The organism is Acinetobacter sp. YH01020 (assembly GCF_013420275.1).
Taxonomy (GTDB): domain Bacteria; phylum Pseudomonadota; class Gammaproteobacteria; order Pseudomonadales; family Moraxellaceae; genus Acinetobacter; species Acinetobacter amyesii.
In genome coordinates this window covers 14598-40748 of the sequence record NZ_VOYN01000013.1, presented here as the reverse complement: position 1 = coordinate 40748, position 26151 = coordinate 14598, and the positions used below count along the sequence as shown (strand labels likewise).

At 44.7% G+C, this 26151-nt stretch carries 25 protein-coding genes; 1 reads left to right on the top strand and 24 read right to left on the bottom strand.

Going from position 1 to position 26151, the window contains the following annotated elements; translation table 11 throughout:
• Window positions 1–382 precede the first annotated feature (382 nt).
• The 24 genes from FTT85_RS18695 to cysM all read right to left on the bottom strand — a co-directional run bounded on the left by FTT85_RS18695 (window position 383) and on the right by cysM (window position 23177).
• Window positions 383–643 (bottom strand): hypothetical protein, encoded by a 261-nt coding sequence (locus tag FTT85_RS18695; protein WP_257232112.1) that lies wholly within the window; start codon window positions 641–643, stop codon window positions 383–385.
• Window positions 644–766: 123 nt separating this feature from the next.
• A complete protein-coding gene (locus FTT85_RS07195; protein ID WP_180177107.1) occupies window positions 767–1201 on the bottom strand; it encodes an excinuclease in 435 nt (144 codons plus the stop codon).
• Between the two features lie 21 nt (window positions 1202–1222).
• Window positions 1223–2443 (bottom strand): beta-ketoacyl-ACP synthase, encoded by a 1221-nt coding sequence (locus FTT85_RS07190; protein WP_180177108.1) that lies wholly within the window; start codon window positions 2441–2443, stop codon window positions 1223–1225.
• Window positions 2443–3168, bottom strand: a complete 726-nt coding sequence (locus FTT85_RS07185; protein WP_180177109.1) for a 3-ketoacyl-ACP reductase FabG2 — start codon at window positions 3166–3168, stop codon at window positions 2443–2445. Before FTT85_RS07185 ends, FTT85_RS07190 begins: the two co-directional genes overlap by 1 nt.
• A gap of 2 nt (window positions 3169–3170) precedes the next feature.
• Window positions 3171–3602, bottom strand: a complete 432-nt coding sequence (locus FTT85_RS07180) for a 3-hydroxylacyl-ACP dehydratase (protein ID WP_180177110.1) — start codon at window positions 3600–3602, stop codon at window positions 3171–3173.
• A complete protein-coding gene (locus FTT85_RS07175) occupies window positions 3599–4780 on the bottom strand; it encodes a beta-ketoacyl-[acyl-carrier-protein] synthase family protein (protein WP_373685128.1) in 1182 nt (393 codons plus the stop codon). The genes FTT85_RS07180 and FTT85_RS07175 overlap by 4 nt, the downstream gene beginning before the upstream one ends.
• A gap of 7 nt (window positions 4781–4787) precedes the next feature.
• Window positions 4788–5357: a DUF3261 domain-containing protein gene (locus FTT85_RS07170; protein ID WP_180177112.1), complete on the bottom strand. Its 570-nt coding sequence runs from the start codon at window positions 5355–5357 to the stop codon at window positions 4788–4790.
• Window positions 5347–6645, bottom strand: a complete 1299-nt coding sequence (locus FTT85_RS07165; RefSeq protein WP_180177113.1) for an NAD(P)/FAD-dependent oxidoreductase — start codon at window positions 6643–6645, stop codon at window positions 5347–5349. The genes FTT85_RS07170 and FTT85_RS07165 overlap by 11 nt, the downstream gene beginning before the upstream one ends.
• Window positions 6642–8987: an MMPL family transporter gene (locus tag FTT85_RS07160; protein WP_180183202.1), complete on the bottom strand. Its 2346-nt coding sequence runs from the start codon at window positions 8985–8987 to the stop codon at window positions 6642–6644. The genes FTT85_RS07165 and FTT85_RS07160 overlap by 4 nt, the downstream gene beginning before the upstream one ends.
• Window positions 8962–9540, bottom strand: a complete 579-nt coding sequence (locus FTT85_RS07155; protein WP_233945415.1) for an outer membrane lipoprotein carrier protein LolA — start codon at window positions 9538–9540, stop codon at window positions 8962–8964. The genes FTT85_RS07160 and FTT85_RS07155 overlap by 26 nt, the downstream gene beginning before the upstream one ends.
• 70 nt (window positions 9541–9610) lie before the next feature.
• The gene (locus tag FTT85_RS07150; RefSeq protein WP_111885461.1) at window positions 9611–10030 is read right to left on the bottom strand and encodes a thioesterase family protein; all 420 of its coding nucleotides are present in this window, start codon (window positions 10028–10030) and stop codon (window positions 9611–9613) included.
• 15 nt (window positions 10031–10045) lie between these two features.
• The gene (gene hutH, locus FTT85_RS07145; RefSeq protein ID WP_180177116.1) at window positions 10046–11569 is read right to left on the bottom strand and encodes a histidine ammonia-lyase; all 1524 of its coding nucleotides are present in this window, start codon (window positions 11567–11569) and stop codon (window positions 10046–10048) included.
• 5 nt (window positions 11570–11574) lie between these two features.
• Window positions 11575–12453, bottom strand: coding sequence for an acyltransferase (locus tag FTT85_RS07140; protein ID WP_218955445.1), 879 nt, complete (start codon window positions 12451–12453; stop codon window positions 11575–11577).
• Window positions 12454–12521: 68 nt separating this feature from the next.
• On the bottom strand, window positions 12522–13256 hold the full coding sequence (locus FTT85_RS07135) for a glycosyltransferase family 2 protein (RefSeq protein WP_180177118.1): 735 nt from the start codon (window positions 13254–13256) through the stop codon (window positions 12522–12524).
• 15 nt (window positions 13257–13271) lie between these two features.
• On the bottom strand, window positions 13272–14939 hold the full coding sequence (locus FTT85_RS07130; RefSeq protein WP_180183200.1) for an AMP-binding protein: 1668 nt from the start codon (window positions 14937–14939) through the stop codon (window positions 13272–13274).
• A 54-nt stretch (window positions 14940–14993) separates the two neighbouring features.
• Window positions 14994–15548 (bottom strand): septation protein IspZ, encoded by a 555-nt coding sequence (locus FTT85_RS07125; RefSeq protein WP_180183199.1) that lies wholly within the window; start codon window positions 15546–15548, stop codon window positions 14994–14996.
• A complete protein-coding gene (locus FTT85_RS07120; RefSeq protein WP_111885456.1) occupies window positions 15545–15793 on the bottom strand; it encodes an acyl carrier protein in 249 nt (82 codons plus the stop codon). The genes FTT85_RS07125 and FTT85_RS07120 overlap by 4 nt, the downstream gene beginning before the upstream one ends.
• Before the next feature lie 9 nt (window positions 15794–15802).
• Entirely contained in the window at window positions 15803–16063 is a 261-nt protein-coding gene (locus tag FTT85_RS07115; protein WP_086178413.1) for a phosphopantetheine-binding protein, read from the bottom strand.
• Window positions 16047–16868: a lysophospholipid acyltransferase family protein gene (locus FTT85_RS07110; protein ID WP_180183198.1), complete on the bottom strand. Its 822-nt coding sequence runs from the start codon at window positions 16866–16868 to the stop codon at window positions 16047–16049. The genes FTT85_RS07115 and FTT85_RS07110 overlap by 17 nt, the downstream gene beginning before the upstream one ends.
• On the bottom strand, window positions 16853–17476 hold the full coding sequence (locus FTT85_RS07105) for a beta-ketoacyl synthase chain length factor (protein ID WP_180183197.1): 624 nt from the start codon (window positions 17474–17476) through the stop codon (window positions 16853–16855). Before FTT85_RS07105 ends, FTT85_RS07110 begins: the two co-directional genes overlap by 16 nt.
• A gap of 194 nt (window positions 17477–17670) precedes the next feature.
• The gene (locus FTT85_RS07100; RefSeq protein WP_078194183.1) at window positions 17671–19977 is read right to left on the bottom strand and encodes a bifunctional (p)ppGpp synthetase/guanosine-3',5'-bis(diphosphate) 3'-pyrophosphohydrolase; all 2307 of its coding nucleotides are present in this window, start codon (window positions 19975–19977) and stop codon (window positions 17671–17673) included.
• 33 nt (window positions 19978–20010) lie between these two features.
• Window positions 20011–21399, bottom strand: a complete 1389-nt coding sequence (gene rlmD / locus FTT85_RS07095) for a 23S rRNA (uracil(1939)-C(5))-methyltransferase RlmD (RefSeq protein WP_180183196.1) — start codon at window positions 21397–21399, stop codon at window positions 20011–20013.
• Window positions 21400–21405: 6 nt separating this feature from the next.
• Window positions 21406–22224 (bottom strand): 3'-5' exonuclease, encoded by an 819-nt coding sequence (locus tag FTT85_RS07090; protein ID WP_078194185.1) that lies wholly within the window; start codon window positions 22222–22224, stop codon window positions 21406–21408.
• A gap of 32 nt (window positions 22225–22256) precedes the next feature.
• Window positions 22257–23177: a cysteine synthase CysM gene (cysM, locus tag FTT85_RS07085; protein ID WP_078191278.1), complete on the bottom strand. Its 921-nt coding sequence runs from the start codon at window positions 23175–23177 to the stop codon at window positions 22257–22259.
• 153 nt (window positions 23178–23330) lie between these two features.
• Between cysM and FTT85_RS07080 the strand changes: the two genes are divergently transcribed.
• Complete coding sequence (locus FTT85_RS07080) at window positions 23331–26138, top strand: ATP-binding protein (RefSeq protein WP_180183195.1); 2808 nt, start codon at window positions 23331–23333, stop codon at window positions 26136–26138.
• Window positions 26139–26151: the final 13 nt, after the last annotated feature.

Sequence of the window (26151 nt, the reverse complement as noted above, 5' to 3'; positions counted from 1 at the left end):
GTTTTTTTATGGCGAATTACAATATGCAGCGAATAAGCAACTCTAAATTTATGCTTTATGCAGAATTCTATTCATGCTAAAAAATTTGAATTTCAGGAAATGTAAACTATTTGTAAGACTACTTTGATCGCCATGATTCGGTCAACATCATGTTCGGGAACAATAGTATTAATAAGCAAATGAACCTATTTTCGCATGACAGTATATCTCGCCATTGTGCGAAGGATACGCCTGCGTATCAAACACATTTAAACTCATGCGGATACCTAGTCCACAAGCGCTTAGTACAGCTCCCATGATCGTCCACACTTTAAACCAGTATTCATCAGGAGTCTGCCTGCTCCAAGTTCACCAACTCATTGGGATGAAAGTCATGACAAGTCTATGCCTCGAAACACACTTTGCGCGCTAAGTCTTCCACGTCTACGCCTATATCATGATTATGACTGCTGATTGCCAAAGCATAATGCTGCTGGCTATCCGAATGATTAAAGGCGAGCGCTGCTGTTTGGGCTAAATAAGGTTTACCAAATTCAGTCTTTAAAAAATCTGTGTCTTGCATGGGCCGCTGCATGGCGTCTGAAAGATGTAAATTGCGCTGCTGATAAATTTGCTGTTTTTTATAGGCCTGATAAGCGCGCATATCAGAAAATTCATCGCGCGTTAAAGGCGCAAGTTGAGCAATGGCATTTGTAGCACTTGAATGGTTCTTGGCTTATTCATGCCCTGCTCAGCTTGATGTTTATGTTTAAAATACAGCAATCACTTAAAATTTAACGATATCACCTTTCAGCGCTACGCCTGCAATCGCAGTTCCTTTCGCGCATTGATATGTGGAGGTGCTGCGAGTTTCATTTGACTTGTAGAAACTCACCAAGTTAGTTACTGCATTCGCGCCTTTGGCTTTAGCGGTATTTTGGAATTGAATCAATGCAGAACGCAGTACATGATCACATGAGCTTTCTGCAGATTTGGCAAAACCGTTGGTTTTTTTATTGGTGACTAAACCTTTTTCAATGACTTTACCGCCAGATTTTGTCCCTGCCAGATAAAATTTCACAGAACCATCTAGCGTACCGTCAGCAACTGCACGATCAACAGCTTCTTTGAAATTAAAATCATGCATGGCATCTGCTGCATGCACAACGGTCATTGCCCCTGCCATCAATACAGCTGCAGCACAGATATTTTTCAATATCATTATTTTTCCCTCTTTTTTAAATTAAACCTGTTTAAATATCAAGGAGGTATTAATCCCTCCAAATGCAAAATTGTTGCTCATCAGCATGTGCGTTTCTGCTGAACGCATTTCATTGACTATATAATCCAAATCGCCGCAGGCACTGTCAAGCTGTTCTAAATTTAAAGTCGGCACCAGCTGTTTACGTTGCATCATTTCAATACTCAGCCAGGCTTCAATCGCGCCGCAAGCACCTAGCGTATGCCCAAAATAACTCTTTAATGAGCTGATCGGCTTCTTGCCTAATATGCGGGCTGTCGCTTGAGTTTCAGCGACATCACCTTGATCGGTCGATGTACCATGCGCGTTCACATAGTCAATTTCCGAGACATCTACCTGCGCATCTTTCAGTGCAAGCTGCATGCAGCGTCCCATCATCTCAGAATCTGGACGTGTTACATGCTGACCATCGGTATTGGTTCCATAACCAATAATTTCTGCATAAATGTTCGCTCCGCGCGCTTTGGCATGTTCATATTCTTCTAAAATCAGACAGCCTGCACCCTCGCCCACCACCAAGCCATCACGCTTTGCATCAAAGGGACGCGGTGTTTTTTCTGGGCTGTCATTTTGCGTACTGGTCGCCAGCAGCACATCAAACACCGCAGAACCTGCAGCGCTCAACTCTTCTGCTCCGCCTGCAATCATCACTGTCTGCTTACCGTATTTAATGGCTTCGTATGCCTGACCAATCGCCATGGAACCTGAAGTACAGGCGCTGGACGTTGGAAATGTTTGGCCTTTCAAACCAAAATATACCGTCATGTTGACCGCGCTGGTATGTGACATCATCCGGATATAGGTCGTCGCATTCAGCTTGTTCATATTATTGTCCAGCAGCATGGCGCCAAACTCACCGACCGCATCAACACTGCCGGCAGATGAACCAAAGGCCACGCCAGCTTCACCGCTTTGCAGAATCTTATGGTTGAGCAGGCCAGCATCTTCCAGCGCTTTTTCTGCGCAGACTACAGACATTAATGCTACACGGCCCATGCCACGGGTCACCTTACGGTTAAAATGCTTGGGAACGGTAAAGCTCTCTACAGGACCGCCCAGCTTGCTGCGCAGATCACCATAGACTTCCCAATCGGGCATGTAGCGGATGCCGCTTTTACCTGCTGCAAATTGTTCAAAAATTTGATCTGCGGTTTCACCCAATGAAGTGATGCCTGACATGCCTGTAACGACTACACGTTTCATCAAATCAGTCCTCCATTTACCGAAATCACTTGGCGGGTAATATAGCTGGCATCATCACTACATAAAAACTTAACCGTTTTTGCCACTTCATCCACTTGCCCCATGCGCTGCATTGGAATCATTTTTAGCGCATGTTCTTTGACTTCATCTGTCACCATTTCGGTTTCAATTAAACCGGGCGCCACGCAGTTAACGGTAATTTTCCGTTTTGCTAATTCCAGCGCCAGCGCTTTGGTTGCACCAATTAAGCCTGCTTTGGCAGCACTGTAATTGACTTGTCCGCGGTTGCCCATCACACCAGAAACTGAGGATAATGTGACAATACGCCCGCCTTTTTTCAATCGGATCATCGGCATCATCAATGGCTTAAGCACATTGTAAAAACCATTCAGTGAGGTCGATACCACCTCATCCCAATCATCATCGGTCAAGGCTGGAAAAGCGCCATCACGGGTTAAGCCTGCATTCAGCACTACACCATAAAACGCGCCATACTCAGCCATATCCTGTTCTAAAATTGAGGCTATATTTTCACGGTCGTTTACATCAAACATCAGCACATGACTGCTTTGTCCCATAGTCTGAATTTCTTGCGCTACCTGCTCCGCTTCCTGCTGACGAGAACGCGCATGCACAGTGATATCAAAACCAGCTTTTGCCAATTCTAAAGCAATTGCCTTACCTATACCGCGGCTGGATCCTGTTACTAAAATTCTTCTGCTCACGTTCATTTCCCAATCGCGTCATTCATATTTTCTGGTTCAAATACACTCAGCATGGCGCTAAAGCGATGTTCTTGATATTCAATTTCACAATTAAACTGGCCTAGACCTTCGTGCAGATAACTCTGCTCAACTCGAATACGCACGGTACTGCCCAAAGCGAAATATGGACATGGCAACTGCATTTTACGCGTACCCAATAAAAAGCCGACTTTAGGCGGCAAGCCTTTAGTTTGCCCTTTATGCCCCGCATAGGCACTGATGGTTTGCGCCATTAATTCAATGCTGCTCCATGTCGGCAAACCTTCGGCTTCGCAAAACATCAGCTCAGGTCGAATCTGTAATTCCGCAATCGCAAACTGATCATTGGCTTGAATCAGATGATCCACAAAAACCATGGGTTTTTCATGCGGAATAAACTGTACGGCATCCATCATGGCAAAACGGTTCCTAAAATTAAACTGATATTGCTGCCGCCAAAAGCAAAGGAGTTGCTCATAACATAATGCATCGGCTGCGCTGCATGGCTGTCCAAAACATAATTCTGCTGGGCTAAAGCTGGATCTAATTCACCTGCGTGATGCAAAGGCAGCCAAGACTGATCTAACAGCACCTGCTGGCAAATAAAAGCTTCAATCGCGCCTGCCGCGCCTAGGCAGTGACCCGTTTTATGCTTGGTGCTGCTCAGTGCAACTGGATAATCTGCAAAAACAGTCTGCACCGCTTTAATTTCCATCGCATCATTTTGCGGAGTGGATGTACCGTGCAAGTTTAAATAGCCAATGTCGCTGGCTTTCAAGCCTGCACTATTCAAGGCTTTTTGCATAGCTTCTGCCGCACCTTGTCCTTCTGGATGCGGCGCAGAAATATGCCATGCATCCATAGATTCACCACTTGACAACAGCATCACTGGAGCCGAGTCTTTGGACAATAAAAATAACGCCGCCGCTTCACCAATATTGATGCCGTCACGCTGCGCACCACAAGGCTGGCATATACTGCTGGACAGGCTTTCTAGGCTATCAAAGCCATTTAAAGTTAACTTGCACAGTGTATCTACACCGCCAACCAATACAGCATCGGCCAAATCGGTATTTAGCAGGCGCTGCCCTGCAGCCATGGCTTTGGCTGCCGAAGAGCATGCTGTTGAAATAGTATATGCAGGGCCTTCCCAGCCCAAGTACTGCTGCAGTGATTTGGCTATGCAGCCCATTTCCTGTTTCTGATGCTGCACTGACTCATTAGACAATTGCTGAAAATGCACTTTCAACACAGTTTCATTATCTGCGATGCCTGACGTAGATGTCCCGACAATAACCGCAAGGCGCTGCTTTGCAAATTGCGCGGTATAGACGCGAATATCCGCCTCTATTTGCCGCAAAGCGGTTAAAGCAAATCGTAAATTACGCGAATCTGCAGGCTGTAAATATTCAGGTATGTTTTGTTCTAAGGATGCAGCAGAAGCCCCCACCCAAACCGTGCGCTCTGCAATTAAATCTTGACGCTGCGTTAATGTATTGTCTGCAGTGCACAGTGCATTTTTCAATTCACTGGCATTTTCCCCCAAAGCAGACAAAGCCGCGCTGAACTGTATCCCCACAGCAGAATGGCGCATGATATTGTTATTGGTCACTCTCGCCTCGATCATCTTCCAAAGTATTGCTCACCGCGCTGATTACCATTTGATACGGTACTTGCAGGTTATTCAGTTCAACCGCTCCTTCTAGCGGCTGAATGTTTAATACGGGCTGCTGATTGATATATACCACACCGTCTTTTTGCGTCACAGCCGTTTGCCCTGCATGTAATGCCATGAACTGTGGATAGGTTGCGTACAGAATATCCCGCACCACGTAGTCAAAGGACAAGTATTTCATGGCATCTATACGCTGTTCCACACGAACCTGCTGCCCATCAAAACTAAGTTTAAACAGCTGCTGCCCAGTCAGGCTCAGCGCCAGCATGTCCAGCTGCTGACCGCTTTGCTGCTGATACAGCAAAAAACTGAAGCCATGTTCTTTCCATTGCACTTCAATTTGATCTTGGCGCTGATAGCTTTGCGCGGTCCATTGCGGCGCAGACAAGCCTTGCGCCTTAGGCAGAATTTTAGGCGCCAAGCTTTGACAGCCGCTGCACAAAACAGCGCCAGCCAAAACTAAAGCAGTGATTTTAGCATTTAAATTAAGTGCCATCTGTCATGGTTTCCCGCATTTGCGCTTCGCGGCAATATTCCGCCAATGTGCTCAAACGCTGCTTGGCATTACGGTGAATCGGATTTGTTTCATCCCACGCATAGCCTGCCAAAAGCGAGGCTATCATACGGCGGATTTTTTCATCTTGCTTCTTGGAAAATACCACATCTTGAAATTCGCCTGTATACCAAGATTCCACATAGGCGCGGAACACTTGAATACCTTTGCGCAGCGGTTTTTCATACTGCACCATCCAGTCCACAGACTGACCTTGCAATACTTTATCAACCAAAGGAATGGCCAAGCTAGAAGATTTCAGCGCAATAGTCACCCCTGAAGAGAATACAGGATCTAAAAACTCGCCCGCGTTGCCGAGCAATGCATAATTATGTGAAGCCAGCTGTTTAACATTGGCAGAATAGCCAACCAATGTACGGACTGGCGTATCATGCTTCGCATTGCGCAGCACCTTAGATAAACTCACATCATCCGCCAAAATGCGTTTTTGCAATGCCTCTAAATCATAATCGGGACTACCGTCATAACCGTATTTTTCAAAAAAGTCTTGTTCTGCAACTACACCAAACGATGAACGTCCATCGGCAAAAGGAATCAGCCAATACCATGCACGATGATCTTTTTCGTGCACCGCAATCAAGATTTTTTCACGGTCAAATTCTAGATCATCCAAAATACCGTCTTCAATATGCGTAAATACGGCGCGACGAACTGGGAAATCTGATGGGCTTTCTAAATCTAAAAATTTAGGCAAAATTCGGCCAAAGCCGCTGGCATCCAGAAGAAACTTGCCTTGAATTTGATAAGGCTGACCTTGTTCATCTTTCACCGTTAAAATAGGATGCGCGCTTTCTACATCTACAGCTGTCACTTCATGACCAAAGCGGATGTCTGCACCCATTTTGCCTGCCTGCTGCGCCAGCAAATGGTCAAAATTGGCACGGCGTACTTGCCAAGTAGTGCCCGGGCCTTCACTGAATTTTTGAGTAAAATCATAGAAACTGCGCTGCGGGCCTTTTAGGAAAGCTGCGCCGTTTTTAAATTGAAATGCATATTCTTCGACATGCTCACGCACCGTCTCCAGCAGGCCAGCTTCTTCTAGAAATACCATAGACTGCGGCAGTAGAGATTCCCCAATTGAAAAGCGCGGAAAATATTGTTTTTCGATCACCGTCACTTGATAGCCTTTTTGACGCAGTAAGGCTGCTGCCGAACTACCCGAAGGCCCTGCGCCAATAATTAAAACATCTGTGTGCTGTAGTGTGCTCATTGCACTATTACCTTTTTACTCAGCTTTGGCTGATATTGCTGAACCACAACATGCTCTGCATCGGAAGATGTAAACAATGTTGCATAAATAAATGAAAAAATGACCCCGAGCAGCACCGTCAAGCCAAAGCTGTGAATGGCATAGGTATGGCTAAAGGACAGAAGTCCAAACCCAAAGAAAGTCGACATCATGCATAGAAACAGCGCCATGCCGACCACTTGCGGATGGTCATGCCCATGACGATAGAAAATCGCATAGTCCACGCCAATGCCAATAATCAGGAAGGTGCCCATAATGCTGAACAAATTAATTTCTACGCCTAACCAAGCCTGTATGGCAAAGGTTGTCATCAACGCCATGGTCACGGGAAGCACCAGCGGCAGGATGGATTTTTTCCCATATAGCAGCCCTAAGCCAATGGCTAAAATTGCCAAAGCACTCAGCAGCAGCCACTGTGCTTGCATACGATGCTGCTGAAATAGCTCAGACAGCTGATTAACTGGCCGTAGCAGCTGCACGTTGTGATTGCTTAATTTTTGCAAAGCTGCCACATCATGCACATTTTGCAGCATGACTAAACGCTGGGTAGAACTCATCTGTAAAAAATGCAGCGGATGATCTTGAAACACAGCATCACTCAGCAGCGGCTGATGCTTCAAGTTTACCTGCCAATTCAAAACGTCAGACTCATTCAGTTGCAGCACCTGTGCATAATCACGCAATGCCTGCTTTGGAATGGCTTGAAGCATAGCTACATTCTGCTTTTGCTGCGCCAGAGGCGGCACCCACTGCCCCAGTGCCTGTAGCGCATCTAATTTTCCAGCCTGCTGCAACACAGACAGCTGATCCAGTAAGTACTGTTCATTGCGCTCTAATTCTGCAGATGTTTTGCCTTGTACTACAAAATAATCACTGCCCTGCTGCTGCATAAATCGTTCACGCACATACTGATCTTCCTGCTTTAAGCGTTGATCCATACTTTGCAAGTTACGGATATCATCATTGCTTTTTAAGAACAGTAAACTGCTGCCAGTCACTGCAACTATCAGCGCCATCAAGATATAGCGTAAGCGATTGCGCGCTTGAATGTAGTTGCGCGAATGGCCAATAAAACTCAGCACACGAATCGCAGGTTCGGCATTTAAAGCAGGCAAGCGCGGCAGCAGTAAAATACTGGTAATCCATGCGGCGCTTAGACCGACCATAGAGAACACAGCGATCTGCTTAAAGCCCGGAAATGGCGTAAAGCTCAGTACCACATAAGCCAGCAGCGTGGTCATCAGCCCCACAAACAAGCTCGGCAATAATGGCTTTAAGACGGCAAAACCTTCAATTTGACGGTGCTGCGACTGCATGGCCATAAAGTAAAATGAAAAATCCACACAGACGCCAATCAAACTGGCACCAAAGACCAAAGTCATTAAATGAATTTCGCCAAAAATACTGTAGGTAACAGCAAATGCGACCAAGCTGCCTGTGCCCACCGCGACCATTTCTGTCAGCATGGGGCGGATAGAGCGGAAGCCAAACCACACCAAAAGCAGAATGCCGAGGGTTGAACCGACACCAATCGTCGAAATTTCTTCTTTTGCAGAGTTTGTACCAAATTGCGCAAACAGCAGTGTTCCTGTCCAATGCGGTTTAACCTGCAATTGGCGCAGATGCTGATTCATCTGCTGAATAAAAGCATCGGTCTGTTCTTGATAGGCAATGCTGTAAGGACTGTTCTTAAGCTGCAGCACCACCAATCTGGAAATGCCCTGTTCATCGCGCTTGGTGGCAAAGCCTTGTTCTAGGCTAATATCTGAATTGTTCTGTAACGCGCTAAGCCCCATCGCATAACGTGGAAACAGCAACAGCGGATCACTTTGCAGCATTTCCGCCGTGACCGGCATACCCGGACTCATCAATTGCAATAAGCCTTGCTCTGCTAAGGTGGCATAATCTTTGTGCTGCAGCAGTTCACGATCGCTCTGGGTTAATAGCCCTGCCTTGTGCTGATACAGCAGTTTGGCAAATTTGTCATAGTCCAGCTGAGGACGCATAGGCTGAAATAGTTGGCTTTGATTGGCCTGCGTTTTCAGTAGTTTTGTGGCTTGATCCAGCTGCTGATCATTTTGAGCATCCAGCACTACAAAGACTTTGTCATTCAGCTGATTGCTGACATAGTTTTGCGCACGCTCCAGATTCGCATCTTGATGTGTTTCTGGCAGCAAGGCAAAAATATTGGTCTGAATTTTAATGCCATTGTTCAGCCATGCCGCAGCTAAAACGACCGCAATGACACAGAGTATGACCAGCCAAATGGCTGTAAATTTATTTTGCCAATTGGAAAAGCGCATTTTCCGCAGCCGTTAAAGTTTGAGGTTGAGCGCTTTGCTGACTAAATCGGATGACCGTGCTGTTATTGGCCTGTTCCTGAATCACAATGCGGTTCACATAACGCTGACCTTGAGCATCAACACGGACAAACAGTTTTTTAAATAAACTGCTCTTTGGTGTCAGCACCACATTCCACTGTGCAGGAGTATAATTGGCTGAAACCACATTAAAGTTTTTCGCCAGTGCAGTTTCATTACCAGACATCAGCTGTAAAAACATAGTCGCAACAGAACCATAAGGCGTTTTATCAACTGCAATTTGGCTTGAAGTGCGCTGCGTTTTTTGCACCAGCTTACGCGGCGTCACGATTAGATCTGCTTTCACAGGACTTTGAATTTGCCAAAGCACGCCCTGATTTTTACTGAACAGAACTTCGCCTTTCGAAACATAGGTTTTATTCAGCGAAGCCAATTTTTTCTGCTGTTCAAAATTGGCGCGTACCACTGGCGTTGCCGCCAATTGCGAAAAGACCTGCTTCAATTCGGTATTCTGCGCATGACCTGCAGATGTCATCAGAGCAGAAGCTGTAATCAAACACAGCGGCAATACTGCTTTTAAAATAGGAGATCGAATATTCATCCTACTACTCCGCTTTAAATTCAGACCATACATTTAAACAGTCCAATAAAATTTGAGGCGACTGGTAACACATTTCACGTGTTGCAATCTTCACTGCCACTTGCGTGGTATAACCTTTAGTGAGGCGTCTGCCCGAAATTGCATCAAAAATCTGATACTCAATTTTCAGACGGTTTTCCCATTCTTTTAAAATTGCGCGTACACGGATTTTTTGTTCAAATTCGATGCCCTGCACGTAGCGCACATGGCTTTCAATTACAGGCCATGCATAGCCTGAATCACGCATTTGCGTATAGTTATAATGAAACTGATCCAGCAGCTTACAGCGGGCAATTTCAAAATATTTTAAATAATGCCCATGCCAAACCACATTCATTGTGTCCACATCATGAAAAGGCACATCAATAATCACATCTGCATGCATCGCTTTATCCTTGGCTTATACAGCAATGCTGTTCAAAAGTTCTAAATTTTCAAAACGGTTGACCAGCGCCTGCAGCTCGTTTTGTAAAGGGCGATCTTCCTCCACATAGTTGAAGCTTTGAAGCACCCACTGTTGAAATGCTGTTAATACTGGACTGAGTTCTGTATCTAAACCTTTCAATTGAACCGCCTGCACCGCAGCACAGCTCAATGCCGCCATTACCTGTTCAGTCAGCGCAATCACACGACTCGCATCACGCGCTGCAATGGTTCCCATACTGACTTTATCTTGATTATGACATTCAGTTGAACGAGAAAAAATTGATGCTGACAAAGTCTGTTTCAGCGCTTCTGCTGTCCATGCCGACACCCCAATTTGCACGGCTTTAAATCCATGATTCAGCGGCATGCGTTCTGGGCTTGAACCCGTCAAGTTGCGCGGCAGGCCGTTATTCATTTTGTAATCGACCAATTGCGCGAGCTGGCGGTCCATCAAGTCTGCAATATTGGCAATCATGATTTTTAAACTGTCCATGGCCTGCGCAATATGACCGCCATAGAAATGTCCGCCATGCAGTACACGCAAATTCACAGGATCAATCAATGGATTGTCATTGCTGGAATTTAATTCATTTTCAATAAACTGGCGCAGCCACACTTTTGAGTCTTCAAATACGCCAATAATATGCGGTGCACAGCGCAGTGAGTAACGGTCCTGCAGACGTGAACTTTGGTGCTCTGTCTGCACTTGGCTGTTCAGCCAAACACGCAGTTGCGCAGCAATCTGCTGCTGGCCTGGATGCGGCTTTTGCGCAAATAAGACCTCATCAAAATGGCTTGGATTACCTTCCAGCGCCAAGACATTCAATGCTGTCACCATGGTGCTGGTCAAGGCTATCTGTTCTGCTTTTTTATAATTCAAGCAGGCAATAGCCGTCATCACTGCCGTGCCATTCATCAACGCCAAACCTTCTTTAGGGCGCATCACTAAAGGCTGCATGCCTTTTTCAGCATATACCTCTGCAATGGGTACAATCTTGCCTTGATAATACACATCACGCTCACCGACCAAAGCACCCGCAATATAAGACAATGGGGTTAAATCACCGCTAGCGCCGACAGAACCTTCCGATGGAATGACGGGAATCACATCTTCATTCAGCATCCACGCCAAACGCTGCAGCAAGGCATGCGATACACCTGAATAGCCACGTGCCAGCGAACATAACCGTACGGCAACCACTGCACGCGCGGTGATTAAATCCAAATTTTGGCCCATACCGCAGCCATGAAAGCGTGACAAATGCAAAGGCAATTCATTCACTTGATGCGGTGGAATTTCCACAAGGCAAGAATCGCCATAGCCTGTGGTTACGCCATAAATAACGCCTTCATCCTGCAATAACTGATCGAGAAAATCTGCGCCGCGCTGAATCAATGCATTCCACTCATCTGAAGCAGGCAGTGCTACTTGATGTTCTTTACGCGCAACAGCCACAATATCTTCAATGCTGAGAGCGAATTCCCCAATCGTTAACACAAGACTTATCCTTTATTCCAAAAATTATAAAAATTAAACCATTGATACGGCGCACGCATGCAATGCTTTTCCAGCAGCTGCACATATTGCCGAGTGGTCTGCTGCATGGCTTGCATGCGCTCTTTACGCGGCCAGTTCAGCTGATCGGCCACTTTATGAATATGCACTTCAAAATGCGCTTGCACCCGATAGCAAAACACCGCCAAAACGGGCGCTTTCAATAAACTTGCCAAAATCCACGCGCCTTGCGGCCACAGCGCCTGTTCCCCTAAAAACTCAACAGGCTGGACACGGCCAGACTGCACAGGTACACGGTCGGCAGCCACAATCACCCACTCACCTTGATCCAGCTTATCTTGCAAAATCAATGCGGTTTCAATACCCAACTCATCTACCGAAACCAAATTCACATCGGCATGCTCATTCAGCTTCTTTAAAAATTCATTAAATTTTGTCGCGTGCTTTTGATAGACCAGCACATTAATTTTTTGCGGATGCTCAGATTTCACTGCTCGCAGCAGCTCGATATTGCCAAAATGCGACACCACAATCACTGCGCCTTTTTGGTAATGCGCACGGAAATGTTCATGCCCATGCAGCTGCAGTTCTTGCTCGGCCACATTGCCCAGCCAGCCTTCAATTTTATCTAAAATGCATTCGCCAAACTGCATGAGATGCGTATAGGTCTGCCCCATATGCGGCTCAGACGCAAAAGGTGATTGACTGCCTGCAAAATGATGCAGCTTTTTTAAATACAGTAAAGAAGCTTGGCGTGCTGTGTTTGAAAACAGCCAATACCACATAATCACAAAATACAGCACCAATCTGCACAGCCAGCGTCCACCCAATCGGTAAAAGCCGAGCATCAGCATCAGTGGCAACATGCCGCCACGCTCTTTGATGCTGCTCCATTTGGGAGTCTTTTGTTCTGACACGTTTTGCTCTGACACGCTTAGCCTTTCACTTTGTAATACAGCAATTTGGGTAAGCGCAGCAGCATGCCGCCCAATAACCGGCTATGCGCGCGAGCCATCCCTAAATTATCTCGCCAAACATTAAAATGCGAAATACCGTCTTCAGGATAGATGACCCGCGTCGGCACATTCACAAAATGTACATTTTCCCATTTCAAGCGCACCAAAATTTCTGAGTCAAAGCCCATACGGGGCTGAAATTTAGCGCTATTCAGTACTTTTACTGTCTGCGCCAGCGGATAAACTCGAAAACCGCACATACTGTCTTTAATTTCAAAGGATAGGCTGTTAATCCACACCCAAATGTGCGTGGCATAACGGCCATATAAGCGTTTTTTCGGCACAGATTCATCAAATACAGGCAGACCAATCACCATCGCTTCTGGATGCTGCGTCGAGGCATCTAAAAAGTGCTGAATATCATTCCAGTCATGCTGACCATCCGAGTCTAATTGCAAGGCGTGACTATAGCCCTGCTTATATGCATGCTGCAGCCCCGTCATAACCGCCCCGCCCTTGCCTTGATTGACTTCATGCTCAACCAAATCCAGTAAAGGATTATCTGCAGCCAATGACCGCAGCACCGCTGTACATTCAGCATCACTGCCATCATTCACCATAATAATAGGCAACTGAAAAACGTTTAGATGCGTAGTTAAGGCCGCCAAATAATGCGGATGGTTGTAAACTGGAATTACAAAGCAATGCTGCATTCTTATACCCTCGGCTTATTCTTCTACCGCTGAAACAGCAAACAGCAGCCGCCCAGAAGCCAATGTTTTATCGTGTTGTTTCAGTTCAAAACTGACTTTGTGCGCCTTTCGCATCAAGGATAAATCCACACATTGATAAGGACGAATCAAGTCCTGAAATTTTAACTGCTCAAAACCATTGCACCATTGCAAATCCGCCCAATGCTGCTTTGCAAAATGCTGAATGAAGCCAATTTGACCAACGCCTGGATAAATTGGAAAATTCGGAAAATGTCCTTTAAAGCATTCTAACTCAGGACTGAATTCCAGCGCTAAATTAAGCTGCTCATCGTGTATCTGCTGTGTCAAAATTACAGGCAGCTGCATTGGCTGAAACAAAGACTTTAAATACTGCTTATTGAGTTTTGATTGCGCATTTTGCGGCATCAGGGACAAGAAGCGCCATTGCCGCGGAATGGCAATGCTTTCCAGCTTTTCACTTAATTGTTTTTTTAGCTGCGCTACGAATGCCGCTTTGCCCATTTCCTGCAGATGCTGACGCGCTTCATCCGTCAGCACAGCCACCGCGGCTAAAATTTGACGGTGCTCTTTTTCATACACCAAAACGTGGCATTGCTGTACAGCATTTAAATCTGCAATTTTCAGCTCAATGGCATCGAGGCTTAAACGCTTTTCTTCCAGTTTCACAATTCGGTCTAAACGGCCCAGCAATCGAAATGGGCTCTTAGGGTTCGCCATTTCTGTCAGTTCGACTTTATCACCCGTCAAAATCCAGTCTGTACTAAATGCATGATTGGTTTTGACTGCCAATTCTTGCTGTTCCTGAGCCTGAATATCAACATTGGCAAAAGGAGTCCATAAGGCATCATCCTGCTGACGATGCGCAATTCCGCCTGTTTCAGAACTGCCAAACACTTCTGTAATGGGACTGTTCAAATATGGGCGGACACCCGCATCCAGCTTGCCGCCAGAGGAATACACCATAATACAGTCTTGCAGCAGCACATCCTTGGTCCAGCGCTTGAGCAAGGCTGGGCTGGAAATCACATAGTTTGGCAGCTGTAAATGCGCAATTTTCTTTTGAATATCGGCCACATCTTCAGGAAAGGCCAATTGCTTTTGATAAAAGCTGCGCCCGCTCGCCAAAGGCCACAGCAGTTTAAATAGTAAGCCATATATATGCTGATGACTGACTGTTGCAATTGCGATGGCCTGTTCGGGCAAAGTAAAGCTAGCATCTAGGCCGCAAACTTCATTAAACAGCTGCTGTAAGGTGCGAGGAATTTTTTTCGGTTGGCCTGTAGAGCCTGATGTATAAAAATACACCTGCGCCTGATTTAAAAAGGCGTCATCAAATTCAAAAGTTTCTTGATGCTTTTTATCTGAGCTTTTACTACGTTTTAGAAAATAGATCTGCTCGGCAGCCAATTCTTTTTCTAAGTCACTGACACGGTTTGGAGGCAGCAATACCTGTTTTTTTGCCTGCAAAGCAGCAAATAGCAGCACCAAAAACTCATAACTGTCTTGTTCCCACAGCGCCCAAACAGGTTCAGATGACATGCGGATCTGAGTTGCCTGCAGCGCAACATCCTGCCAAAAATCCTGAAATGAAATTTCACGTAGATCAGACTGAATACATAAAGTTCGGGATGAATGCAGATGGTGCTGAAAATGACAAGACATAAATGTTATTTCTAAACCGTGATTATTTTCTAAATTAAAAAAATGAAAATGACGCTATTTTTGCGCCTGATGCAATCGCTGCTGGCGTTTGCGCAGCAGGTACTCTCCGAGCAATAAAATACCCATCAACACATAGGAAATAAAACCGTTATACAGCACCCAAATCTTCATTGACACAAAATACACCGTCCATAATGCAATCAGCGCATTGATAGCAAAAAATCCGCACCACACTTTGGTGACTTGACGTGTCCAATGCACACCTTCTGGCGGTAAGTCTGGCTCAGCTAACCGCGCAAAGCGCTCAATCATGGATGGCGGTTTGATTAAGGTCATACTGAAAAAAATCAAAGCACCCACATTCATGCAGACTGGGTACAGTTTTAGCCACGCATGATCTTTAAGTATCAAGCTTAGCCCACCGCAGAGTATAGCAAAGCCGGTCAAAGGCCACAGCAAAGCATTGCCCTTGCTGAACATGCGCATCATGCCCAGTGCAATCAGCAACACACTCACCCATGCATAGTGGCCTTTTGCCAAACCATAGCCGACAAAAAAAGGATAGAGAATCAACCCGATTACTGCTATCCCTTTAAAAACTTCATTCATTCAGCTGACATATTCTGAATGACGGCTACAACGTCCTGTACGGTGCGGACATTTTTAAAATCTTCCGGATTTACTTGCTTACCGGTTAATTCTTTAATCTTTACGACCAAATCAATCGCATCGATGCTGTCTACATCCAAATCTGTTGCCAGATTGGACTCAAGCTGTACATCTTCAGGCGCGATTTCAAACAATTCGTCCATCCATTCGCGCAATTTTTCTAAAACGGTTTCTTGTGCAAGCATAGCAACCTCTTATGCTGTTTTCTGAGCTTCAACTAAAGCCACTAAGCTTTGAATTGATTTAAAGTGTTCTTTGGTTTCTGCAGACTCTGCATTTAAATGAATGCCGTAACGCTTTTTCAATGCCAAGCCCAGTTCCAATGCATCAATTGAATCCAAACCCAGACCATCGCCAAATAAAGGCGCTTCTGTTTCAATGTCTGCAATGGTGATGTCTTCTAGGGCAAGCACATCAATAATCATTTGCTTCAATTCATCAGCAAGATTGTTCATTAAAGGATAACTCTTGGTTAAAAAACCACTGTAATTGTTGATTTAATTGACGTACATTTTTTGGATTGACCGTTACATCATCCAATACGTCTTCCACTTGGATCGCATCCAAAACTTTCACGTGAATATGAAAAGGCTGTTCTGGGATGTGATACCACTTTTCATTTTTGGTCAGGGTCGAAGGTGTACATGTAATCAGTACTGGCCGAATCGGCACACCTGCACGTAAGGCAATATTGGCAGCGCCGCGCTGAAAGTCATTCAGCTGCTTATCTTTTTCAGTCCGTGTCCCTTCTGGGAAAATCAGTAATGATGCCGCGTTATCCTGCTGCAGTTTGTTCACGCAATCCTGAATAAATTGTTCTGAACCTGCATTTAGAATATAGCCCGCACTCTGCACAGGGCCTTTGGTAAATGGGTTAGACCACAGCGTCTGTTTGACCACGCAATTTGCCTGTTCCATTAAACCAATTAATATCACAACGTCAATCAGTGTCGGATGATTGGCAATCACCAACTCCTGCTGACTGTGCTGCAGTTTTTCCAGCCCTTCAACTTCATAGGTCATAATGCCTAGCTTAACCATCATTTCAGTAAAGCCTTTAAAGCTGTGCTTAATGACTTTTTGCGTGCGCTGTATGCGTAAGGCTTCATCTTGGGTACTGAGTTTCACCAAAGGCGCAACAAGGCCACCTATCGCTGCTCCACCTGCTCCAAAGCTGGCAAAACTAAAGCCTGTCGCACCGACACGCCAGACATAATTGGCTTTTTTCTTGATATTTTTTAAGTTCAGCATTTTGTCCACGCAGCGCTTTCAAATTGACTGTCATCTTGCCAGAAATGATAAAATTGTAATGCCTGTTGAAAATACGTCTGTATATCCGAATGGTGAGAAAGATCCAGCTTTAAATTTTCAGGTTGCAGTGAAACCACTGCGCTCATGGCAAAAGCAGTAAAGGGCTGATGTTCAGCATACAGTTCAGGTAAGGCTTCATCATAATACACCACCAACGCGCGGCTGGCTTCGGGCATCGTCTTGAGCCAAGCATAGGCTTCAATCAATGCATCATTCCAAGAACCAGCTAAACTGGTTGAAGGAGTAGCGTCTTTGCATAAGATCGAATACAGACCGGATACAGCGTTATGTACAGAAGTTGAAAACTGCGTCGGCGATGGTGTTTGCTCATGCAGCACATCTTCTAAAATTTTCAGGGTCTTGGTTTCATCACCATACTGCGAAACCCATACAATATAGTCAACGCGCTGTTTTGCCAAAACCTGCATAGCCGAGTTTAAAGCCAGCTTCGCCACCAATGACAAACGGCGACGCTGCATTGCAGGAATTTGCTCTAAGGCAGGAAATACCTCATCGGCCCGGCTCATCACCAGCCGAGACATATTCATAAGCACCATGCGCTGTATTTCCTTAGCCTTTAAAACATATATTTCAGAATGGTGCGGATTATAGCATTGACGATTTTTTTTTTACAGAATATATGTTGACCGTATGAAATATCATAGATTTAGTTATATTTCCCCATGAAATAATATAAAAGCTAAAATATAAAAAAACCCGCACGCAGCGGGTTTTTTATACAGCTTTATTTTTAGCTACCTTGTACCAAGCGACGTGCGCTGATAATGCCTGGTTGTTGCTCTAGACGTGCCAACAGTTTCGACAACTGCGCCAAGCCTTTCACTTCAATCAATAGCTTCATATTGGCAATACCATCACTCTCGGAAATGGTATTCACCTGACGAATATTGATTTGGTCTGAGAAAATCACTTGAGTCAGATCTTTAAGCAAACCACGACGGTCATAAGCTTCCACCACGATTTGTACACTTTGACCACGAGTTGGCTGCATTTCCCAATCCGCTTCAACCGCACGTTCAGGCTCTTGCCCAATCATACGGATATAATCCGGACATGCGACCTTATGGATACTTACGCCACGATTCAGGGTGATATAACCAGCAATCGATTCACCATGCACAGGCTGACAACACTGAGCAATGTGTAGTTCTACATTGTCCAAACCATCAATCAAAATACCATGCGCCGAAAGCGTATGACTTGCACGTGGGTTCAAGGTTGGTTTTAACACCAGTTCAGGCTCATCCTGATCGAGGTGCATATGACGGTTAACCTGATTGATTAAAGCATGCAAGCTAATGTCACCACTCACCAAGCCAATCAATATATCTTCACCCAATTTCACATTAAAATGATTGCAGTAATCATTCAAATCGATACTTTTCGGGTGAATCGCCAAACGTGACAATTCTTTATTCAGAATCTCACGTCCCACTTCCAAGTTTTTACTACGGTCTTGCTGACGGAACCAATGACGCAACTTATCACGTGCACGAGCCGTCTTGATATAACCCAGCGAGTTTACCAACCAATCTCGGTTAGGCTCACGATCTTTCTTGGTTAAAATCTCGACCTGTTCCCCAGTTTTTAGGGTATAGGTTAAAGGTACATAACGTTGGTTCACCCGTGCTGCATAGCACTTGTTGCCCACTTCAGTATGCACATGATAGGCAAAGTCAAGCACGGTCGAACCGCGTGGTAATTCTTTGATATCACCATCACGACTGAACACATAGATTTTCTCAAAATCTTCAAACTCTTGGATTTGTTCGAAGTTTTCAGAAGCCTCATCTTCTTTATGGGCGCTAGCATCATTTCGTTCTTGATAATGTTCAAGCACTGCACGTAAAGAATGTAAGCGATGATTAAATGAATAATCTGTGGTTTTAGAACCTTCTTTATAGTTAAAGTGCGAACACACCCCGAGCTCAGCTTCTTCGTGCATATTATGCGTACGAATTTGCACTTCTAAAGATTTGTTCTCTGCAATCACGGCCGTGTGCAGTGAGCGATAACCATTGGCTTTCGGGTTAGTAATATAATCATCGAACTGATGCGGAATATGACGCCAAATCTGATGAACGATCCCCAGTGTGTGATAACACTCAGGTACATTATCCACCAAAACGCGAACTGCTCGAATGTCATAAAGCTGATCAAAGCTCAGGTTCTTACTCTTCATTTTTCGATAAATCGAATAAATGTGTTTCACCCGACCATTAATCTCGGCCTCAATGCCATGATCTAACAGTTCTTTACGCAACTTTTCTGTCACGAACTGAATATATTGCTCACGCTCTAAACGTTTTTCATTCAGTAAAGAGGCAATTTCTTTATAGCGTTCAGGTGCAAGATAACGGAAAGCAAGATCTTCAAGCTCCCACTTAAGCTGTGCAATTCCTAAACGGTGCGCGAGCGGCGAGTAAATGGTTAAAATTTCTCGTGCGACACGCTCTTGTCGCTCTTTGGTTGAGTGCGCCAACTCACGTAATGCATAGGTACGTTCAGAAAGTTTGATTAATACAACACGAACATCTTCGGTCACCGAAATCAGCATTTTATAAATGCCGGTCAAATGTTCACGCTGGTTATTATTAAAATGATCTTCTAGACGTTTATTTTGCTCGATCAGGTCAGACAACTTACCCATGGCAAGCGTGCCTTTCACCAAAGCATGCACTTGATCGCCAAATTTGCTTTGGACTTCTTCTAAACTGGTTACGCCTTCACGAACACTTCGATACAGCATGGCTGCTGATAACGTATCTTCATCCGCATACAGATGAGCAAGAATATCCGCCATTTCAATACCGGTATAGAAGGTATTCGAGCGATGGTTGACCGTTGTTTCAAGTTCATTCTGTAAGGTCAGATGTGCAACTTCTTCGAGTTGCTTTAGAGGAGCCCCGTCAAACATGCCACTCACACGCTCTAGCCATTCAGCTAAATCATGCTGTGCTTGCTCGGCATGTTCTACAGTCGTTTCCTGAGACAGCTCATTGAGACGTCCAGGTAATTGTTCACGTACTGTGACCATACCCTACTCCTAGTTTTCTACGCTTCATAACTTTTAATCGTTTATCTGATTTTCTTTTTCGAACAAAGCAATCGATTCGACATGCCCTGTATGGGTAAACATGTCCATGACACCCGCTTTTTTCAAACGGTAGCCTTGTTGTACCAGCATTCCAGCATCGCGTGCTAGTGTTGCAGGATTACATGACACATAAACGATTCTTTTTGCACCAAATTTGGGCACATAACGCATTATTTCTTCTGCACCAGATCGTGGTGGGTCTATCAATAATGCATCAAATCCTTGTTTTGCCCAAGAATGATGCGAAAAATCTTTTGTTAAATCTTGTGAATAAAATTTCAGTTGCGAAAGGCCATTGTTTTGTGCATTTTCTGCACCACGCTGAACCATTTCTTCACTCCCTTCAACTGCAACGACTTGACCCGTTGAACCCACACATTGAGCAAGTGGTAAAGAAAAGTTTCCTAAGCCACAAAACAGATCTAGAACTCGCTCACCTTGTTGTAACTGAAGCAATTCACATGCCAGTTTCACCATTTGCGGATTAATCGTGGAATTCACTTGTGTGAAGTCCTGAGGATTAAAGCCAAATTCCACAGCAAAGTCACTTAGACCATAGTGCAGACGCATCGGTGCATCGGAATGATCCACACGATGTAAGCTGTCTGGCCCCTCAGGTTGTAAGTACAGTTGCCACTCTTTATGTAACGCAAATTTTACTAATTGGTTGACATCTTCCGCGCAAAGTTCCGCCGTATGACGAATCAGGAGAGCAATTTCTTGATCTCCCATGGCCAGTTCAATATGCCCAATATCTGCTTTACCTTGCAGACTTTGTAACAATTGTTTGAGTGTGGTGATTGAGCCAAACTCACGATCCAACACCATACAACGGTCAATCGAAGTCAGTTTATTTGACTGGCTCTCACGAAAGCCGACCACGAGCTTATCTTTTGCAGGTAGGTAACGCACACCGATACGTGCTTTGCGACGGTAATCTTCACGCAATGAACGTAACGGAGCTAACCATTGATCAGGCTGAATGCCGGCAAAATGTTGCAAATGTGATTGTAAAACATCTTGTTTTAAACGAATTTGCTCGTCGGGATGGATATGTTGCATGCTACAACCACCGCAGACCCCATAATGTGGGCAGGCCGGTTTTACTCGTAGTGTAGACTCTTCACTCAGCAATTCCAGACTGTCTGCTTCTTCAAGACGCTTAACGACATTGGTAATACGCGCACGCACTGTTTCACCCGGCAAGGCATAACGGATAAAGACTTTCTTACCGTGTTTTTCTGCAGGATGATCTGGATGCGTCCCAAAGTGCGCTATGCCTCGCCCCTCATGTGAAAGCGATTCAACCTGAAATGTATAAATGGGTTGTTGGGCTTTTTGGGGTTTGGCTTTGTGTTTCATGCGTACCTAATGTGTGGAAGATGGGAAATCAGATTGGGTGAATTCGGTACGTTGCGAGGTTTGCTGCCATACCAATAAAAAGTCAGCGTGTTGCGGCTGAGTTTGTAAATATTGAATCGTACTTTGAATCAAGTGCTGATGATCATTCAACAATAACTGTCCTTTCAGCAACAGCCAGCGTAAATAAATCAACCATGTATTGAGCACATCACCTTCACAGTAGCTGGTCAGTTCCGTCCACTGTTGTTCGCGTACATATTCAGGCACATGGTAGCCACCATCACCACGTTTACCGGGGAAACCGAGTAAATGTGCTGCATCGTCAAGTTTTTGAAAATGACGACCATGGAACATGGCCATGACATCCATCAAATCTACATGACGATGATGATAACGATTCTGGTAGTTATTATAGCGCTTTTGCGTATCAATCTCGCCCTGATCGAACAAACTTGGTGCAGATAGTCCGTGATACATGGCACGGAACAAAATTACAGGCAAATCAAACTGCGAACCGTTCCAACTAACCAAGGTCGGATGACGCTTTTCAAAAATAGAAACGAATTTTTTTAAAATTTCAGCTTCGCTATTGTCTTCACGGCTAAATGAAAACAACTTCATGCCCTTTTCATCAATCCATAGTCCAGAGATACAGACAATTTCATGCAAGGCCAAACGCTGAAAATCCGTGCCCGCCTCTTGGCGACGCAGTTTAGTCAGCGCAGCATCTAGATCCACCTCAGGCAGATCCAGTCCATACAAATGCGCACCTGACTTCAAATCTGTCAGTGTTTCGATATCAAAAATTAAAACAGGTAAACGCATAAGTACTCACCAGTGCCAATCGGCCACTGTAATTATTCAGGATCAACAACAGAGAATAGACCAGTAGACAAGTATCGGTCACCACGGTCACATACGATGCAAACAATCACGGCATCCGGATTTTCTTCAGCCAATTTAACTGAAGCCCATACCGCACCACCCGATGAGGTACCTGCACTGATACCTTCTGTACGTGCTAAACGACGAGCTGTTTTTTCCGCTTCAATTTGCGGAATATCCATAATGCGATCAACACGTGAAGGGTCAAAAATCGTAGGAAGATATTCTTGTGGCCAACGGCGAATACCGGCAATGTTTGAACCTTCAGACGGTTGTAAACCAACAATTTGAATATCCGGATTTTGTTCTTTTAAATATTTCGAAATCCCCATAATGGTCCCAGTGGTTCCCATTGAGCTGACGAAATGTGTAATTTTACCGCCTGTTTGTTTCCAAATCTCAGGCCCCGTAGTGAGGTAATGTGCTTCCACATTGTCCGGGTTACCAAACTGGTTTAGGACTAAACCTTTGCCGTCTTTTTCCATTTGAAGGGCAAGATCACGTGCTTCTTCCATGTTTTCAGATTCGATCAGTTCAGCACCGTAGGCACGCATGGCATCTTTACGCTCTTGGCTAGAACTTGCAGGCATGATCAAGGTCATTTTATAGCCACGCATTGCTGCAACCATAGCTAAAGCAATCCCTGTATTTCCGCTCGTCGCTTCAATCAACGTATCACCCGGTTTAATCTGACCACGCTTTTCCGCTTGCATAATCATGTTATATGCAGGGCGATCTTTGACCGAACCCGCTGGGTTATTGCCTTCTAACTTGGCTAATACTGTTGCTTGAGTATGACTTGCCAGACGCTGTAAACGCACTAACGGCGTGTTGCCGACGTAATGGTCTAATAAAAAATCGTCTGCTTGAAAATCAGGGGTTGTATTACTCATTATTCACACCTATATCGAGGTGCGCCTATTGTATGAAAAAATGCCTTTGCCTGCACCCATTTGCCTAGCTTTTTCGCGAAAGTGATTAAAGCGCAATCAGTTTTAAATAATCCATGCTAATATTCGGGGCATAAGGAATAAACTTCTTAAACCATGTCAAATATCAACAAAAAGCTTTTTAAACGCCTACACTTAAATCATGCCTATGGTCAGTTGATTGCACTTATTTTTGTGCCGATCACCATTTTGGCCTGTGTCGGTGCGATGTTGGTAATAACAGAAACCTCCAATGCAGCCAAAGCACAACAAAGACAAATGGCTGTTGCGATTCTGACGCGCTATCAACCGACATCAGAATCGGCTATAGAGTTGCTCAACCATTATCCGTGGCAGTTTGATCAAGCTCGTAATGCCATGCAAAGCATGTTGAACGAAAAACATTTGATTCGTGCTGCGATTATAGATTTCAAAGGCAATAACCGCCTGAGCATTGGCTTTCAAGATCAAGCTATTTGGCCTGCTTTTGACAGTAAAGCATCTTTTATTGGACCAATTCCACATCAGGGTAACCATGTTTATGCCCTGAAAATTTCAGATTCAACCCAGACGCCGGCATGGTTAAGCATTGAACTGGATAATCAACCGCTGCAAATTGCCCGCTATCGCGTGTTAATCGTGTTGATTGCAACAGGTTTATTGACGCTCTTATTACTTTTGCTGTGTTTGAATTTCTATTCACGTCGTTGGATTGCACCAATGTACGAAATTCGTATGCAGTTACAACGTTTAAATGCCGACACCCTAGATCAGCACATGATCATTAACAGTACTGGCGAACTCCGTTTATTACAGCGTGATATTGCCAATGTGGTTAAACGCTTGCATTTCAGTTTCTTAGAGTTACGTGAACATACCGAACAAACTGAAGATGACTTAAGACGCACCCTCGATACTTTGGAAGTGCAAAACATCACCTATCGTCAAGCTCGTGACCAAGCGATCCATGCCAATCAGTCGAAGTCGGTGTTCTTAGCCAATATTTCCCATGAACTGCGCACGCCACTTAACAGTATTGATGGCTTTATTCATCTTTTACTGCGCCAAGGCAACCTCAGTAATGAGCAAAATTTATATCTACAAACGATTCGTAAATCTTCAGCGCATTTATTGGCTTTAATTAATGACGTGCTTGATTTCTCGAAAATCGATGCAGGCAAACTAGAACTCGAAACTGCGCAATTCGACTTAGAAGAAGCCGTCTTTGATGTGATGGATATGTTGTCGCCATTGGCAGCACAAAAACACATCGACATGACCTTCTACTATGCGGACAATGTGCCGAAATTTGTGGTTGGTGATGTCCTACGCTTCAAGCAAATTTTGACCAACTTAATTTCAAATGCAATTAAATTCACTCCAGATGGTGAAATTATTGTCCGTGTCCGTATGGAGCACGATGACATCGGTCAATGTCTGCTGCACTTTAGTGTGCAAGACAGTGGTATCGGCCTAAGCGGTACCGACCGTAAGAAACTGTTTGAATCCTTCTCGCAAGGTGATGCATCTGTTACCCGTCAATTTGGTGGTACAGGTTTAGGTCTTGCCATCTCCAAACAATTGGTCAGCCTGATGCATGGACAAATTGGTTTTGAAGATAACCAAGAACGTGCCCCAACGGAAAAAGGTTCAACCTTCTGGTTTACTGCGCGCTTTGTGGTCGATGAAGAAATTGAAATTGTGCATCCACAATTTAGCAATCTACAAGTCGTTTCCTACTTAGCACATCCAGCAACCGCCAATGTCCTGCGTCATTACTTAGAAAATTATGATGTTGAACATATTGAAACGCAGTCAATCCTAGATTTATTTAGTCGACTCAATCAGCTAAAAACCAATGAAAATATCTGGTTAATTGTTGACCATAGCGGCGACTCTGAAGCTTTACTGAAAGAAATTCGTCATCGTTATAGCGGTAACTTAGCGGTTTATGGCTACCAAATGATGCTCGATCCAAGCATGTTGAACGAGTACCGTGCTCGCCCATTGCATCAACCACTTAGCCGTACAGCATTGGTTCATTTATTGAGTAATGAGCCTTGGTTTGATCAGGAGCAACATGAAGAATTTAATGGTCAAGGTCTGCACATTTTAGCTGTCGACGACCATTTACCAAACCTGATTGTGCTTGAAGCCCTGCTCTCTGAGTTGAATGTGAAAACCACCAAGGCTTTGAGTGGACAAGAAGCCATTGAAATCATTCAAGCTCGCCAAGAGCAAGGTTTGACGGCTTTTGACCTCATCTTTATGGATATTCAAATGCCAGTGATGTCAGGTGTCGATACTACGCGTGCCATTCGTTCACTTGAGTCGACTTTTGAAAATCATAAGCGCCTTCCAATTATCGCTTTGACGGCACATGCGCTCTCCGATGAAAAACAAAAGCTCCTGCAAAGTGGTATGGATGACTATGTCACCAAGCCCATTCAAATGGATCAAATTATTCAAATCTTGACCCAATGGACTACCGATAACTTTAAGAAAGTGCCGGTTTTAGAGCGCAGTTCAGTGATTGAAGCCCTAGAGCCGAGTATTTTAGATTGGCAACAAAGCTTGCTGTTGGCCGCGAATAAAGAAGACCTTGCGGTCGATTTACTGAAAATGCTCGTCGATAGCTTTGAGCAAGAAATCCATGAAATGGCACAGCTCATCGAAGATGAAGATTTTCCACAATTAGAGCATGTGCTACATCGGCTTTATGGCGCAACCCGCTATGTGGGCGCTCCGACCCTCCAAGAGGTTTCAGGTCAATTTGAGCAATTTGTATCGACCTTACGTAAGGAACGCCGTAAAGCGGATGACGCTTTTGTCCAAGAAACCCTGAACCGTTTTGATGAGTTAAAAAATGTCATGGCACAAGTTGAACACGCAGCTCAACAAATCTTAGCCAAACAAAATAATTAAGCGCAGTCCGACT

Excerpts from the sequence above, each read along its gene's own strand:
- FTT85_RS07120 (WP_111885456.1), bottom strand. The coding sequence starts at position 15,793 with ATGCTTGCACAAGAAACCGTTTTAGAAAAATTGCGCGAATGGATGGAC.
- FTT85_RS07180 (WP_180177110.1), bottom strand. The coding sequence starts at position 3,602 with ATGATGGATGCCGTACAGTTTATTCCGCATGAAAAACCCATGGTTTTT.
- FTT85_RS07140 (WP_218955445.1), bottom strand. The coding sequence starts at position 12,453 with ATGTTGCCACTGATGCTGATGCTCGGCTTTTACCGATTGGGTGGACGC.
- rlmD (WP_180183196.1), bottom strand. The coding sequence starts at position 21,399 with ATGAAACACAAAGCCAAACCCCAAAAAGCCCAACAACCCATTTATACA.
- FTT85_RS07125 (WP_180183199.1), bottom strand. The coding sequence starts at position 15,548 with ATGAATGAAGTTTTTAAAGGGATAGCAGTAATCGGGTTGATTCTCTAT.
- FTT85_RS07080 (WP_180183195.1), top strand. The coding sequence starts at position 23,331 with ATGTCAAATATCAACAAAAAGCTTTTTAAACGCCTACACTTAAATCAT.
- FTT85_RS07150 (WP_111885461.1), bottom strand. The coding sequence starts at position 10,030 with ATGCATGCAGATGTGATTATTGATGTGCCTTTTCATGATGTGGACACA.
- FTT85_RS07130 (WP_180183200.1), bottom strand. The coding sequence starts at position 14,939 with ATGTCTTGTCATTTTCAGCACCATCTGCATTCATCCCGAACTTTATGT.
- FTT85_RS07170 (WP_180177112.1), bottom strand. The coding sequence starts at position 5,357 with ATGGCACTTAATTTAAATGCTAAAATCACTGCTTTAGTTTTGGCTGGC.
- FTT85_RS07105 (WP_180183197.1), bottom strand. The coding sequence starts at position 17,476 with ATGGTGCTTATGAATATGTCTCGGCTGGTGATGAGCCGGGCCGATGAG.
- cysM (WP_078191278.1), bottom strand. The coding sequence starts at position 23,177 with ATGAGTAATACAACCCCTGATTTTCAAGCAGACGATTTTTTATTAGAC.
- FTT85_RS18695 (WP_257232112.1), bottom strand. The coding sequence starts at position 643 with ATGCGCGCTTATCAGGCCTATAAAAAACAGCAAATTTATCAGCAGCGC.
- FTT85_RS07160 (WP_180183202.1), bottom strand. The coding sequence starts at position 8,987 with ATGCGCTTTTCCAATTGGCAAAATAAATTTACAGCCATTTGGCTGGTC.
- FTT85_RS07135 (WP_180177118.1), bottom strand. The coding sequence starts at position 13,256 with ATGCAGCATTGCTTTGTAATTCCAGTTTACAACCATCCGCATTATTTG.
- FTT85_RS07115 (WP_086178413.1), bottom strand. The coding sequence starts at position 16,063 with ATGAACAATCTTGCTGATGAATTGAAGCAAATGATTATTGATGTGCTT.
- FTT85_RS07190 (WP_180177108.1), bottom strand. The coding sequence starts at position 2,443 with ATGAAACGTGTAGTCGTTACAGGCATGTCAGGCATCACTTCATTGGGT.
- FTT85_RS07100 (WP_078194183.1), bottom strand. The coding sequence starts at position 19,977 with ATGGTCACAGTACGTGAACAATTACCTGGACGTCTCAATGAGCTGTCT.
- FTT85_RS07195 (WP_180177107.1), bottom strand. The coding sequence starts at position 1,201 with ATGATATTGAAAAATATCTGTGCTGCAGCTGTATTGATGGCAGGGGCA.
- FTT85_RS07165 (WP_180177113.1), bottom strand. The coding sequence starts at position 6,645 with ATGAGCACACTACAGCACACAGATGTTTTAATTATTGGCGCAGGGCCT.
- FTT85_RS07090 (WP_078194185.1), bottom strand. The coding sequence starts at position 22,224 with ATGCGTTTACCTGTTTTAATTTTTGATATCGAAACACTGACAGATTTG.
- FTT85_RS07155 (WP_233945415.1), bottom strand. The coding sequence starts at position 9,540 with ATGACATCTGCAGGTCATGCGCAGAATACCGAATTGAAGCAGGTCTTT.
- FTT85_RS07175 (WP_373685128.1), bottom strand. The coding sequence starts at position 4,780 with ATGCGCCATTCTGCTGTGGGGATACAGTTCAGCGCGGCTTTGTCTGCT.